The organism is Dorea sp. AGR2135 (genome assembly GCF_000420885.1).
In the GTDB taxonomy this organism is placed as follows: Bacteria; Bacillota; Clostridia; order Lachnospirales; family Lachnospiraceae; genus Dorea; species Dorea formicigenerans.
Window position 1 is genome coordinate 1 of sequence record NZ_ATVU01000049.1, and the last position, 14194, is coordinate 14194.

10 protein-coding genes and 9 tRNA genes are annotated in these 14194 nt (G+C 41.7%); 18 read left to right on the top strand and 1 reads right to left on the bottom strand.

The window, feature by feature from the left end; translation table 11 throughout:
* Positions 1–320: 320 nt before the first annotated feature.
* The 18 genes from G593_RS0117370 to G593_RS0117455 all read left to right on the top strand — a co-directional run bounded on the left by G593_RS0117370 (position 321) and on the right by G593_RS0117455 (position 12630).
* The gene (locus tag G593_RS0117370) at positions 321–1694 is read left to right on the top strand and encodes a sodium-dependent transporter (protein WP_029732496.1); all 1374 of its coding nucleotides are present in this window, start codon (positions 321–323) and stop codon (positions 1692–1694) included.
* 274 nt (positions 1695–1968) lie between these two features.
* A tRNA-Glu gene (locus G593_RS0117375) sits at positions 1969–2040 on the top strand.
* Positions 2041–2331: 291 nt separating this feature from the next.
* Complete coding sequence (fba, locus tag G593_RS0117380; RefSeq protein ID WP_005338591.1) at positions 2332–3198, top strand: class II fructose-1,6-bisphosphate aldolase; 867 nt, start codon at positions 2332–2334, stop codon at positions 3196–3198.
* 204 nt (positions 3199–3402) lie between these two features.
* Complete coding sequence (locus G593_RS0117385; protein ID WP_029732497.1) at positions 3403–5514, top strand: glutamine synthetase III family protein; 2112 nt, start codon at positions 3403–3405, stop codon at positions 5512–5514.
* A gap of 283 nt (positions 5515–5797) precedes the next feature.
* Positions 5798–6319 carry a DUF1700 domain-containing protein gene (locus G593_RS0117390; protein WP_029732498.1) on the top strand — a complete coding sequence of 174 codons (522 nt, stop codon included), beginning with the start codon at positions 5798–5800 and terminating at the stop codon, positions 6317–6319.
* Positions 6320–6706: 387 nt separating this feature from the next.
* Entirely contained in the window at positions 6707–6910 is a 204-nt protein-coding gene (locus tag G593_RS0117395) for a hypothetical protein (protein WP_005331971.1), read from the top strand.
* Positions 6911–7170: 260 nt separating this feature from the next.
* Positions 7171–8325, top strand: coding sequence for a THUMP domain-containing class I SAM-dependent RNA methyltransferase (locus G593_RS0117400; RefSeq protein WP_029732499.1), 1155 nt, complete (start codon positions 7171–7173; stop codon positions 8323–8325).
* Between the two features lie 23 nt (positions 8326–8348).
* Positions 8349–8972 carry an RdgB/HAM1 family non-canonical purine NTP pyrophosphatase gene (rdgB, locus tag G593_RS0117405; protein WP_029732500.1) on the top strand — a complete coding sequence of 208 codons (624 nt, stop codon included), beginning with the start codon at positions 8349–8351 and terminating at the stop codon, positions 8970–8972.
* A 73-nt stretch (positions 8973–9045) separates the two neighbouring features.
* Complete coding sequence (locus G593_RS0117410; RefSeq protein ID WP_029732501.1) at positions 9046–9525, top strand: metallophosphoesterase; 480 nt, start codon at positions 9046–9048, stop codon at positions 9523–9525.
* 169 nt (positions 9526–9694) lie between these two features.
* A tRNA-Pro gene (locus G593_RS0117415) sits at positions 9695–9769 on the top strand.
* Positions 9770–9776: 7 nt separating this feature from the next.
* Positions 9777–9847, top strand: a tRNA-Gly gene (locus tag G593_RS0117420).
* A 66-nt stretch (positions 9848–9913) separates the two neighbouring features.
* Positions 9914–9984 (top strand) — tRNA-Gly (locus G593_RS0117425).
* A 48-nt stretch (positions 9985–10032) separates the two neighbouring features.
* Positions 10033–10106, top strand: a tRNA-Arg gene (locus tag G593_RS0117430).
* Positions 10107–10177: 71 nt separating this feature from the next.
* A tRNA-His gene (locus G593_RS0117435) sits at positions 10178–10251 on the top strand.
* A 14-nt stretch (positions 10252–10265) separates the two neighbouring features.
* Positions 10266–10337, top strand: a tRNA-Gln gene (locus tag G593_RS0117440).
* A 7-nt stretch (positions 10338–10344) separates the two neighbouring features.
* Positions 10345–10417: transfer RNA gene (locus G593_RS0117445), tRNA-Lys, on the top strand.
* A gap of 56 nt (positions 10418–10473) precedes the next feature.
* Positions 10474–10554 (top strand) — tRNA-Leu (locus G593_RS0117450).
* Between the two features lie 120 nt (positions 10555–10674).
* Positions 10675–12630 carry a bifunctional metallophosphatase/5'-nucleotidase gene (locus tag G593_RS0117455; RefSeq protein ID WP_029732502.1) on the top strand — a complete coding sequence of 652 codons (1956 nt, stop codon included), beginning with the start codon at positions 10675–10677 and terminating at the stop codon, positions 12628–12630.
* A 190-nt stretch (positions 12631–12820) separates the two neighbouring features.
* Here the strand turns inward: G593_RS0117455 and G593_RS0117460 are convergent, their stop codons facing one another.
* Positions 12821–13696 carry a hypothetical protein gene (locus tag G593_RS0117460; protein WP_029732503.1) on the bottom strand — a complete coding sequence of 292 codons (876 nt, stop codon included), beginning with the start codon at positions 13694–13696 and terminating at the stop codon, positions 12821–12823.
* Between the last annotated feature and the right edge of the window lie 498 nt (positions 13697–14194).

Here is a 14194-nt window from a genome sequence, read left to right on the forward strand (position 1 = left end):
GAAACATCGATACCTACTGCGTTCATAAATTTGTCACTCCTTAAGATTATTGCAATGGATAAGTGCCAGTTTTACTCATTGCCTATTCAATCTACTGTGGTGTGACACGAATGCGCCTACGACGATTCAACCTGCATAAAACGAACGCTGCGAATGAGGAGCTGGTTATCAGTCTATTTTACGGACGCGAAGTCCAAGAAAGGAAGCCGATATACCAATTGCTCCACCATTATACAGCTTAAGCAACAAGATGGATAATTCCTTACTGGCTGTAAGGGATATTAACCATAAATATATTGTAGTAGAAAGAGATTAAATAAGTGGAGACTAGAGAAAAATTTTCATCAAGACTGGGATTTATATTAATGTCCGCAGGCTGTGCAATTGGTCTGGGAAATGTATGGAGATTCCCGTATATCACAGGAGTGTACGGAGGAGGAGCATTTGTGCTTCTGTATCTGTTCTTTCTTTTGATTTTAGGACTTCCGATCATTGTTATGGAGTTCGCGGTTGGCCGTGGAAGCCAGAAGAGTATTGCAAAGTCTTTCAATGAACTGGAACCAAAAGGAAGTAAATGGCACATTTACCGCTATTTCGGAATTGCAGGTAATTATCTGCTGATGATGTTCTATACGACAATCGGCGGCTGGATGCTTGCATATTTCGTAAAGATGGTAAAAGGAGATTTCGTAGGAGCTGACACAAAGCAGGTGGAGGCGGTTTTTGGAGAACTGACTTCTAACAGAAATGAAATGCTGTTCTGGATGATTTTGATTTCCGTGCTGGGGCTTGTAGTGTGTTCTATGGGACTTCAAAATGGTGTCGAGAAAATGACAAAATTCATGATGTCCAGTTTGTTTGCAATTATGTTAATATTGGTCGTTCGTGCAACGACACTGGACGGTGCGATAGACGGATTGAAGTTCTATCTGCTTCCGGATTTTGGTAAGATGGCCGAAAATGGATTTAAAGAAGCGGTGTTTGCGGCAATGGGGCAATCATTCTTTACTTTAAGTGTCGGAATTGGTGCACTGGCAATCTTTGGAAGTTATATTGGAAAAGAGAGAAGATTGACTGGAGAGGCAATCAGCATCACCGTTCTGGATACGATTGTAGCGCTTGTTGCAGGTCTGATTATATTTCCATCCTGTTTTGCATTTGATGTAAACCCGGGTCAGGGACCAGGACTTGTATTTGTGACACTGCCAAATGTATTCCGTGAGATGGCTGGCGGAAGAATCTGGGGAGCTCTGTTCTTCCTGTTCATGTCGTTTGCAGCATTTTCCACGATCATCGCAGTGTTCCAGAATATTATCCAATTCGCAAGAGATATGTGGGGGATTTCTTTGAAGAAATCTGTTCTTATTAATGGAGTTCTGCTGATCCTTCTTGCAGTGCCGTGTGTGCTTGGAATGACAGACTGGGCAGGATTCTCTATAGGTGGAAAGAGTATTATGGATATCGAGGATTTCCTTGTAAGTAATAACCTTCTGCCGATTGGATCACTGGTATATCTTTTGTTCTGTATGACAAGATATGGCTGGGGATGGGATAATTTCATAAAAGAAGCAAATACCGGATCTGGAGTGAAATTCCCGACACATAAAGCCATCCGGTTTTACCTGACATTTATCCTGCCGCTGATCGTGCTGTTTATATTTGTGCAGGGTTATTGGGGCTTGATCGCAGGTTAGGACATAAAAAACGTAGTTTTAGATTACGATGTCGTACAAACAATAATTGTTATATCGGCTGGGAGATGACTCCCACCTATAGAGGTGGGAGTCAATCCCCCAGCTGATATAGCCTCCGGCAGGATTGCAGATGCGTCCCTGCAAAATGTCGGAATTTGATGAAAAAATAAAAAAGTTTAAAAAAATTGAAAAAAGTGCTTGCATTCTTGGGAAACCTTTGCTATACTAAGCAAGTACCGAATGCGAGGGTACGGAAAAACATAAAAACTGATATGGCTCCGTGGTCAAGCGGTCAAGACGCTAGCCTCTCACGCTGGAATCAGGGGTTCGATTCCCCTCGGAGTCACTAAGATCCACAGATTGTTCTGTGGATTTTTTGTTGTATCCGTGATGAAACGAAGTCTGAGGAGTATTCACCTGGGAAAGATATTTTACAAAAGTATTAGTCCAGAAAACGGAAATAACTTATTTGAAGTATAAAAAGGCGGAGAATTTAATTGTTAAAAATATGACAAAAATACTTCTGGATTGGCTGAATTTTTTGACAAAATCACATGTCTCCAGATACTTGTCATTTAGAATGTTATGGTCTATAATGAGGAAAGCAAAGGTAACAATTTAAATGGAGGAATTTAATATGTTAGTATCAGCAAAAGAAATGCTTGAAAAAGCAGTAGAAGGCCACTATGCAGTAGGGCAGTTTAACATCAACAATCTGGAGTGGACAAGAAGTGCGCTTCTTGCAGCAGAAGAGGTAAAATCTCCAATTATCCTTGGTGTATCTGAGGGCGCAGGAAAATGGATGACAGGATTCAAGACAGTTTCCGCTATGGTACAGGCCATGATCGAAGAACTGAATATCACAGTTCCGGTAGCATTACATCTTGACCATGGTACATACGAAGGATGTTATAAGTGTATAGAGGCAGGATTCTCCTCTATTATGTTCGACGGATCACACTATCCGATCGAGGAGAACATTGAGAAGACGCGTGAACTTGTGAAAGTCTGCAATGAGAAAGGAATTTCTCTTGAAGCAGAGGTTGGCTCTATCGGTGGAGAAGAGGATGGCGTAGTCGGAATGGGCGAGTGCGCAGATCCTAAGGAATGCAAGATGATCGCTGATCTCGGTGTTACAATGCTGGCAGCAGGAATCGGTAATATTCATGGAAAATATCCTGCAAACTGGCAGGGACTCAGCTTTGAGACTCTTGATGCAATTCAGCAGTTAACTGGAAAACTCCCGCTCGTTCTTCACGGTGGTACAGGTATTCCGGATGATATGATTAAAAAGGCAATCAGTCTCGGTGTTGCTAAGATCAATGTAAATACAGAGTGCCAGCTTTCATTTGCAGAAGCTACACGTAAATACATTGAGGCAGGAAAGGATCTGGAAGGAAAAGGATACGATCCACGTAAACTTCTCAAACCAGGTGCAGATGCAATTATTGAAACTGTCAAAGAAAAGATGGAATTATTTGGCTCAGTTGGTAAGGCTGAATAAAGATTTAATTTATACTTGCCTTTTTCAGACGATTGGGTTATACTAACTGACATAGACAGAACAAAGGCGTTCCAATGTTGAATTGGAGTGCCTTTTCTGTATATATAAAAATAGTAATTGTTTAGTATTTGACAAACGGCGAGTATAAGAATATGGTATTGAATGATTACAATTTAAAATAAGTGAAAGAGAGGAAAGCAGGATATGAGCGAGCGTTTTAATGTAGCAGACATTTTCGGAGAAGATGTATTTAATGACACTGTTATGCAAGAGCGCCTTCCGAAAAAAGTGTACAAGGATTTGAAGAAGACGATCGAGGAAGGAAAAGAATTAGACCTTGCCACAGCTGATGTCATCGCACATGAGATGAAAGAGTGGGCAATTGAGAAGGGAGCTACACATTATACGCACTGGTTCCAGCCATTGACAGGTGTAACTGCTGAGAAGCATGATTCATTCATTTCCGCACCGCTTCCAAGTGGAAAGGTTCTTATGAGCTTTTCTGGAAAAGAACTGATCAAAGGAGAGCCGGATGCATCTTCATTCCCGTCCGGAGGACTTCGTGCAACATTTGAAGCGCGTGGATATACAGCATGGGATTGTACATCACCGGCATTTGTAAGACATGATGCAGCAGGTGCTACACTTTGTATCCCAACTGCTTTCTGTTCTTATACAGGAGAGGCACTGGACCAGAAGACACCACTTCTTCGTTCTATGCAGGTAATCAATGAACAGTCATTGAGATTACTTCGTCTCTTTGGAAATACAACAGCTAAGAAGGTAACACCTTCTGTTGGACCTGAGCAGGAATATTTCTTAGTAGATACTGAAAAGTTCATGCAGAGAAAAGATTTGATCTATACAGGACGTACACTTTTCGGAGCAATGCCTCCAAAAGGTCAGGAGCTGGATGATCATTATTTTGGAACAATCCGCCAGAGAATTGCAGGATTTATGAAAGATGTAAATGAACAGCTCTGGAAAGTTGGAGTTTCATCAAAGACACAGCATAATGAGGTTGCACCGGCACAGCATGAGCTTGCACCGATCTATGCTGAGGCAAATGTGGCTTTGGATCACAACCACCTTGTAATGCAGACATTAAAGAGAGTTGCATGTCAGCATGGTATGAAGTGTCTGCTTCACGAGAAACCATTTGCAGGAGTTAATGGATCTGGTAAACATGACAACTGGTCACTGACAACGGATGATGGAAAGAATCTTCTGGATCCAGGTGATACACCTCATGAGAATATCCAGTTCTTACTTGTACTTACATGTATTTTGAAAGCTGTTGATGAGCACGCAGATCTTCTTCGTGAGTCTGCAGCTGATCCGGGAAATGATCACAGACTTGGAGCAAATGAGGCTCCACCGGCAATTGTATCTGTATTCCTTGGAGAGCAGCTTGAGGATGTCCTGAATCAGTTGATCAGCACAGGAGAAGCTACACATAGTCTTGCAGAGGGAATCCTTAAGACAGGTGTAGATACACTTCCGGATTTTACAAAAGATGCTACAGACCGTAACAGAACATCACCATTTGCATTTACGGGTAATAAATTTGAGTTCCGTATGGTAGGATCTCGTGATTCTATTGCCGGACCGAACGTTGTACTTAACACAATCGTAGCAGATGCATTTGCAGAGGCATGTGATGTACTGGAGAAAGCAGATGACTTTGATCTTGCAGTACATGATCTGATCAAGAAATATGCGACAGAGCATCAGAGAATCGTATTCGGTGGAAATGGATACTCTGACGAGTGGGTTGCAGAGGCTGAGAGACGTGGACTTCCGAACATCAAGTCTATGGTAGAAGCTATTCCGGCACTGACAACAGATAAAGCAATTAACCTCTTTGAGAAATATAAAGTATTTACAAAGGCAGAGCTTGAGTCCCGTGCCGAGATCAAATACGAGAACTACTCAAAGGCAATCAATATTGAAGCTCGCACAATGATCGATATGGCTACAAAACAGATCATTCCTGCAGTTATCAAATATACAAAAGAACTTGCAGATACAATCAATGCTGTAAAGGCAGCAGGTGCAGACGTTTCTGTACAGTCTGAGCTTCTGACAGAGATTTCGGCTCTTCTTGTAGAGAGCAAGAACGCTCTGAAAGCTTTAACAGAAGTTACAGAGAAAGCTGTAGAGATGGAAGAAGGAGAAGAGCAGGCCAGATACTATCACTTCACAGTTGTGCAGGCTATGGCTGCGCTTCGTTCACCAGTTGACAAACTTGAGATGATCGTAGATAAAGAAGCATGGCCAATGCCTTCTTACGGAGATCTGATGTTTGAAGTATAAGATAAATGTTCCGATAGCAGAGTACAGGAGATTGTAGACTGCGGAAACTTTAGAAAGAATTAAGGATTTTATAAGGACCTTGGACTTGGAATGGACACATCTTTGTGCTATTCTAGGCTCAAGGTCTTTTTCTATGGCATTTGAGTAATGTTGTATGGAGTAGAGATGCATTGTGGATCTTTAAATAATAAAGTGTGAAGGTGTCTGGCTCGCTCGTGATACATAATAGAAACGATTAAGTGTTAATATTAGATATAAGAGATTAAGGAAGGAGATGGAAGATATGACAAAAAATGAATTCCTGGAGGGGCTTAGAAAGGCTCTTGGTAATGATCTGAATCGTGAGACTGTGCAGGAAAATGTTGCATATTATGATGGGTATATCAGTGTTCAAGTGAATCTTGGAAGAACAGAAGAAGAGGTGACCGCGGATCTTGGCGATCCGTGGGTAATCGCGCAGACAATTATTGATGCGGAGGAGGCAAAGCGGGGCACGGGCAGAAATGCTGGAAGTTCCTATACTACTGCTAATAGTGGATTCAGTGATCCGGTATATGGAGATGGCGGGGATTATACACGCGAGGATTATTATGATCAGAATCAGGGATATCAGACACATGTGCGCACATTTGGCTTTGATACCTGGTGGAAAAAGCTGTTGCTGATACTTGGAATTATTGGGATTATCGTGCTTGTAGTATCGATTGTTGGAGGAATTATAAGCCTTCTGGCACCGATTTTGATTCCGCTTGTGATCATTATGCTGATTATCAGACTGATTGGCGGAAGCGGCCGGCGATGGTAAGCGAGACAGGCAGCCATATAAATATGATTTATATATAGAAAATATATGAAATAAGAAACAGACATTCCGACGGGGTTAAAATTAAGCCTGCCAGAATATCTGTTTTTGTTTGGGAAAATAGGGCAAAATAAAAGACTGATAGGGGAGCTATCAGTCTTTTGAGGGGAGTATAAATAATTAATAAGGGGTTGTAGAAAGTTGTGCTTCCTACGAATTCAAGTATAATATAGGAATTTCTAAAAAGCAAGATAAAAATGAAAAATCTTAAAAAAACCTTAAGGTGAGATTAAGATGCAAAAATATAAAAATAAAACTATTTTACATCACATAAAATTCGGATGCCGGGACATACTAATTTTGCAGCAAAAAAGATTAGGAGGAATTAATATGGCTAAGAATTACAGTTCATCAAACAAAAACAGTTACGGCGAGGATGGTTACAACTCAACAAACAAGAACAAAACAAATTCAAGTATGGGGGATAAAAACGCATCTAACAAGACTTCAAACAAGAATGCAAAGAATTCTTCAAACAAGAATGCATCTAACGCATCTGACCGCAACTGTCATGATGAGAGTGACAGATACTAATCAGAGCTGATGATCAGCGTGGTTTGCAGGTATACTGTGAATTTTGCTGGCGACCGGGGGCATGCCACAAGGCATGTCCCTGTTTGCGTTGCCGGGCATATGAAGTGATAATGATCGAGAAACTGCCTGAGATATTTGAAAATATTTTTTTTCAATATTTTTTGTTGAGTCCGACTTACGGAAATGATTGACAGTGCCCGGTAATAAAAGTAATATGAAAGAAAAACTTTTTTAATGCAAATGATGATTTGGAGAGATATATGAGAAGAATGGAATTGATTGCTCCGTGCCATTTTGGACTGGAAGCAGTGCTAAAACGTGAAATTATAGACCTTGGATATGAGATTTCGGAAGTGGAAGACGGAAGAGTCACATTTATCGGAGATGAGGAGGCTATATGCCGTGCAAATTTGTTCCTGCGTACGGCAGAGCGTATTCTCATTAAGGTGGGGAACTTTAAAGCAACAAGCTTTGAAGAGCTGTTTGAGGCAACGAAGAGCCTTCACTGGGAAGAATATATTCCGAGAAACGGAAAATTTTGGGTTGCGAAAGCTGCTTCGATAAAAAGTAAGCTGTTCAGCCCGTCAGATATTCAGTCTATTATGAAAAAAGCGATGGTACGCAGACTTCAGGAGTATTATGGCATCGAATGGTTCCCAGAGGATGGAGCATCTTACCCGGTACGTGTATTTTTAATGAAAGACATTGTGACAATTGGAATTGATACTTCAGGGGTATCTTTACATAAACGCGGATATCGAGAAGTGTCTGGAAAAGCGCCGATTACAGAAACGTTGGCGGCATCACTTATTATGCTGACACCTTGGAATAAAGACCGGATCCTGGTAGATCCATTTTGTGGAAGTGGAACATTTCCGATTGAAGCGGCTATGATGGCAGCCAATATTGCTCCGGGAATGAATCGTTCTTTTACAGCTGAATCTTGGATGAATATTATACCGAAAAAGGTCTGGTATGACACGATTGATGAGGCAAATGATTTGATTCAGGATGATGTCAAGGTGGACATTCAGGGATACGATCTGGACAGTTCTGTAATTAAGATCGCAAGACGCAATGCCAGAGAGGCGGGAGTGGATCATCTGATACATTTTCAGGAAAGAGACGTTAAAGATCTGCATCACCCGAAAAAATATGGTTTTGTGATTACCAATCCACCGTATGGTGAGCGATTGGAGGATAAAAAGGATCTTCCGGCCCTTTACAGAGCATTTGGTGAGAGCTTTAAGCATTTGGACAGCTGGTCTGCCTATATGATAACTTCTTATGAAGAAGCTGAACGATATTTTGGACGCAAGGCGGATAAGAATCGTAAGATTTATAATGGAATGTTGAAGACTTATTTCTATCAGTTCCTTGGACCGAAACCGCCAAAAAAGCTGAGGGAGAAGTAGGAAAAACCAGAGGAGAATTGAAGATGGACACAATTATATTTGCGACAGGTAACAAAAATAAAATGATAGAGATCCGTATGATTCTAGCAGATCTTGGCTGCAAGATCTTGTCCCAGAAAGAAGCCGGAATCCAGGCGGATGTAGTAGAGGATGGACAGACATTTGAGGAAAATGCGTTAATTAAGGCGACGACGATCGCGGATATTGCACGGAAGATGCCGGAGTATAAAAATGCAGTTGTTCTGGCAGACGATTCCGGATTGGAAATCGATGCGCTGAATAAAGAACCGGGAATCTATTCGGCACGCTATATGGGTGAGGATACGTCTTATGATATTAAGAACCAGGCGCTGATAGACCGGCTTGAGGGAGTGCCGGATGAGAAGCGTACGGCAAGATTTGTATGTGCGATAGCGGCGGCGCTTCCAGACGGAAGTACGGAAGTTGTACGAGGAACGATGGAAGGTCGTATTGGTTATGAGATCACAGGGGAAAATGGATTCGGATATGATCCAATCTTTTATCTGTCGCAGTTTGGCTGCAGCAGTGCGGAACTTGAACCGGAGAAGAAAAATGAACTGAGCCATCGCGGAGAAGGACTTCGCAAAATGCGCAAAGTATTGGAAGAAAAGCTGGAAAGCAAATAGAAGATATAACCAGACGAAAGAAAAGGCAGCTAGAAGAATGCAGTAAAAGAAAAGACAGGAAGACAAAAGAAATATGAAAATTGTGATAGTAAGTGATACACATGGTTCCAGAAAGAATATTGAAAATGTTTGTGAGTGTAATCCGGATGCAGATATGCTGATCCATCTTGGTGATGTGGAAGATGATGAAGATTACATAGAAGCTATTTTTGAGTGTCCAACGCATATTGTGGGTGGAAACAATGATTTCTTTTCAAGACTTCCGAGGGAGGAAGAATTTGAACTGGAAGGACATCATATCTTTATTACGCATGGACATGCATATTATGTCAGCATGGGAGAGGCGCATTTGCAGGAAGAAGCGCGCCGCAGAGGTGCGGATATTGTGATGTATGGGCACACACATGTGCCGGCACTTACAATAGACGCTGATCTTGTGACGCTGAATCCGGGCAGCCTGACTTATCCGAGGCAGCAGGGACGACAAGCTACCTACATGGTGATGAAATTAGAAAAAGGAAAACAGCCTGAAGTAGAGCTTAAAACTGTGTAAAGATATGAACTCAATAAGTCTGGAAAGCCCGATTTTACGGGCTTTCCGAAGTATGGAAGACGCTTTGAAGAATTTTTTGAAAAAAGTTTAAAAAAATTGTTGACATATAGAGGGGGCTTATGTATAATACTATTTGTGTCACGGAGATAACGACGCGGAAACAAAAAAACGGGGTGTGGCTCAGCTTGGCTAGAGCGCCTGGTTTGGGACCAGGAGGTCGCAGGTTCGAATCCTGTCACCCCGATTGATATGCGGGTGTAGTTCAATGGTAGAACACCAGCCTTCCAAGCTGGATACGTGGGTTCGATTCCCATCACCCGCTTTCTTAAAGCCTGAAAGCTTTGAGAGCGGTTCTGGTAAAGAATGAATCGAAGAAAACAATTAATACGCGGGTGTAGTTCAATGGTAGAACACCAGCCTTCCAAGCTGGATACGTGGGTTCGATTCCCATCACCCGCTTTCTTGAAGCCTAAAAGCTTTGAGAGATAGTTCTAATAGAGCTAGATTGAGTCTGTAGCTCAGCTGGATAGAGCAACGGCCTTCTAAGCCGTAGGTCGAGGGTTCGAATCCCCCCAGGCTCGTTAGAACCACAGAAAATAGAATAGTGCTAAGTGTACTAAGTTGGACAAGCATAGTTCGATAAGTGTATATGGTGGGTATGGTGCAGTTGGTTAGCGCGCCAGATTGTGGTTCTGGATATCATGGGTTCGAGTCCCATTACCCACCCTTTTTTATTTTATTGGGCTATCGCCAAGCGGTAAGGCACAGGACTTTGACTCCTGCATTCGTTGGTTCGAATCCAACTAGCCCAGTTTTTATGGGCGTGTAGCTCAGGTGGTAGAGCACTTGACTTTTAATCAAGTTGTCCGGGGTTCGAATCCCCGCACGCTCACTGTGAATATAACGCAAACTTAATGGGAATTAGGTATTGCGTTTTTATTTTCTTATGCGGATGTGGCGGAATTGGCAGACGCGCTAGACTTAGGATCTAGTGTCCCCGACGTGCAGGTTCAAGTCCTGTCATCCGCATTTTTATGCAAAACCTCGGAATAATAATTTCTGAGGTTTTTTGCGTTGACGAGCTTATAAAAAATATAGTATGATTACTAGAAATAGTAGAGAACGAAAGAATTGATAAAGGAGAGACATATGCAGAGAACGAAAAAGATAACCGCATTTGTACTTGCGATTGCTCTTTGCGTGGGGATGCTGCCGACACTTGGGGTGAATGCAAAAGCCGCGGACACGGGTAAACATCTGGACGTATTATTTACACATGATACGCATTCACATCTGAACAGTTTTTCTACGATCGTTGATGGAAAACAAGAAGAGGTCGGAGGATTTGCAAGGCTCAAGACTTTAATTGACGAGCAGAAAGAAAAAAACCCGGATACGCTCTATCTGGATGGTGGAGATTTTTCTATGGGAACGTTGATCCAGACGGTGTATGAGACAGAGGCGGCAGAGCTTCGTATGCTAGGCTATCTTGGATGTGATGTGACGACCTGGGGAAATCATGAGTTTGACTATCGTTCCAGTGGACTTGCTAATATGCTGAATACTGCAAAGGCTTCCGGTGAAAATGTTCCGTCACTGGTCGTTTGTAATGTGGACTGGAGCGCTATGGAGAAAGCGGGCTTAACGGAAGGACAGCAGCAGATTAAAGATGCATTTGAGAACTACGGTGTGAAAGATTATGTAGTTGTACAGAAAGGTGATGTCAAAATAGCAGTTTTTGGTGTATTTGGTAAAGATTCGCTGGATTGCGCGCCAACATGCGAACTGCTTTTTGAAGATCCGATCGAGGCTTCTAAGAAGACGATGGAAGAGATTAAGAAAAATGAGGACGTGGATATGATTGCCTGCGTATCTCATAGTGGTACCGTGGAAGATGAAGATAAATCTGAAGATGAGATTCTTGCGAAAAATGTGCCGGATATAGATTTGATTATCAGCGGACACACACATACACAATTAGATGAGCCGATTCGGCACGGAGATACTTATATTGTTTCCTGTGGAGAATATGGAAGAAATCTTGGAACGATTTCTATGACGCAGAAAGATGATGGACGCTGGGACGTGGATACTTACGAGTTGATTCCGGTTACGGATGAGATAAAGGCGGATGCTGCAACACAGGAGCGGATTGATAAGCTGATGGAGACGGTTGATACGAATTATCTGTCACATTTTGGATATACAAAAGATCAGATTCTTGCGGAAAATGATATTGAATTCAGCAGTGTGGACGATATGTATAATAAGCATGAGGAGCTGAATCTCGGAGACATCATGTCTGATGCATATGTGTATGCGGTGGAAAATTCTAAGTACTACGACGGTGATCCGGTCGATGTGGCGGTTGTTCCGAGCGGAACAGTACGTGATACTTATACAAAAGGGGATGTCACGGTCGAACAGGTCTACAATTCATTTTCACTTGGAATAGGGAAGGATGGGCTGGCGGGTTATCCGCTAATCAGCGCTTATCTGACAGGAAAAGAATTGAAACTTGTGGCGGAAATTGATGCGTCTGTCTCAGATTTTATGACGATTGCCAGACTTTATTGTAGTGGTCTTAACTTTACATACAATCCGCATCGCATGATACTCAATAAAGTGACAGATTGCTATCTGATGAAAGCGCAGGGGGAAGGAAACAGAGAAGAGATAGAAGATGACAAGCTGTATCATGTGGTGACAGACCTATATACAGGGCAGATGCTCGGTGCTGTCATGGACACATCTTATGGACTGCTGTCTATTACGCCGAAGGACAAAGATGGAAATCCAATCGAAAACCTGGAAGATCAGGCAATTATGGAAGGCAATCAGGAGCTGAAAGCATGGGCTGCCATTGCCAGATATATGGAGTCCTTTGATGATACAGATGGTGATGGTATTGCAAATGTGTCGGAATATTATAATGAAAAACACGACCGCAAGGTTGTGGAAGACAGCTGGAATATTATTGATCTTGTAAAACACCCGAATAAATTTTCGACTATCATAGCGGGCATTTTTGTACTTGTAATTGTGCTGATTATTTTGCTCATATTGCTGATTAGAAGAATTGTGCGGAAGATAAAAACTAATTGAATGAAATGGATTTAAATGATATACTAAACTAAGAAAAACCACCCTCTAAACTTTGACGAGTTGGGTGGTAATTCCATGATTACTTAAACTAATGAAGTCAACCCCTTGTGGCGGTTGTTCTTTTCTATTTTTAATATAGCATATATTGAAATTAGTTTCAAGAAGTTTATAAAAGATACAGTTTTGAATCTTATCTTACTATGATTTTCCTGACCACACAGCTTACTACTCCTGCAATGCACAGTGGCAGTAGTGTGGCTTTCAGATCACCGTAAATAGACAGTCCTCCTTGTACACCGGTAAGCCAGCTTGGAGAACTTGGAATCAGGTGACTGAACATGGCGGCCAGATAGGAACCGGCGTAAATGATAACAAAGGACAAAAGCCCGCGTCCGGTATCCAGACGATTGTTGTGTCTGCTTCTGGCGCGTGTACGGCTGGCAGCCCAGAAGAAGTTGAGCAGTTCATAACCGACCAGCACAGCTCCGACAGCCAGGTATGCGATCAGTGTTGTATCTTTCGTCTGTCCGAGTAACAGGATTTTTCCATAAGAACCGGCGTTACTTAAAAATGTTTTCAACAATATCAGGATGATGAGAGCGATTAAAATCAGTGTGGCTGCCCGGAGAATGGTTCCAACTAATTTTTTAGTCGCGTTAATGCCGGTCTTAGCAATATTTGCAACCGGTTTTCCTACATTGGGCAGTCCGCGACGCTTTTTCTTCTTGGATTTTTTGGAATCCGGATCCTGTTTGTCGTTGCGCTTTTTCTTTTTTGAATCTCTGCCGTTGCTGTTATAGTCATCATCATCATAATAATTGTCATCATAATCGTCGTCATCATCATCATCATAATAATTGTCATCATAATCGTCGTCATCATCATCATAATCATTATAATAGTCGGTGTCGCCATCATAACCGTCATAATCGTCGTAATCATCGTTATTATCAGAACTATCTTCACTCAAATAGCTCCCAAGATCCTCCAGATCTTCATATACAACTTCGAAATCATCATCGAAGTAATTGTCAAATTCATTTGTCTGTTTCTTTTTGTTTCCCATAATCACTTATACCTCCCTGTGAGCAACTCATATTTTATAATGAATGCAAAAGGGACTCAAGAGATGTCACACAATCTTCACGAAACCGTAAGAAAATCTTCAGAAATGTGGAAAATGAGTGAGGACAGGGCATTGATTTTGGAAAAATTGTGTTATAATTCTTAAGCGAAGTATCACATTTTTAGCAGACATAAAAAGAGCAGTTTTCAAAAATGTGGAACTGCTCTAAATGTGATTCTTCATAATTGTACCAATTCGCGGACGTTTTTCTGAGAAGTATATGGGGATTGTATCTTTCAAATCTTCTCAAAAAGCAATGAAAACAAGTGTTTTGTAATTGAAAACAAGTGTGTTAAATAAACACTTTTTGTTTCAAGGCATGCCGACAAGACCTTCCATAGGGAGGCCTGATGAAACATATGGAACAAAAACAAGGTTAACTACGATAAGCATACGACTTTCCAAGGTGTGTCATACTACTGCAGCCACAAGCCGGGC

Coding starts and splice junctions, on each gene's coding strand:
- fba (WP_005338591.1), top strand. CDS start 2,332: ATGTTAGTATCAGCAAAAGAAATGCTTGAAAAAGCAGTAGAAGGCCAC.
- G593_RS0117455 (WP_029732502.1), top strand. CDS start 10,675: ATGCAGAGAACGAAAAAGATAACCGCATTTGTACTTGCGATTGCTCTT.
- G593_RS0117410 (WP_029732501.1), top strand. CDS start 9,046: ATGAAAATTGTGATAGTAAGTGATACACATGGTTCCAGAAAGAATATT.
- G593_RS0117460 (WP_029732503.1), bottom strand. CDS start 13,696: ATGGGAAACAAAAAGAAACAGACAAATGAATTTGACAATTACTTCGAT.
- G593_RS0117385 (WP_029732497.1), top strand. CDS start 3,403: ATGAGCGAGCGTTTTAATGTAGCAGACATTTTCGGAGAAGATGTATTT.
- G593_RS0117390 (WP_029732498.1), top strand. CDS start 5,798: ATGACAAAAAATGAATTCCTGGAGGGGCTTAGAAAGGCTCTTGGTAAT.
- rdgB (WP_029732500.1), top strand. CDS start 8,349: ATGGACACAATTATATTTGCGACAGGTAACAAAAATAAAATGATAGAG.
- G593_RS0117395 (WP_005331971.1), top strand. CDS start 6,707: ATGGCTAAGAATTACAGTTCATCAAACAAAAACAGTTACGGCGAGGAT.
- G593_RS0117400 (WP_029732499.1), top strand. CDS start 7,171: ATGAGAAGAATGGAATTGATTGCTCCGTGCCATTTTGGACTGGAAGCA.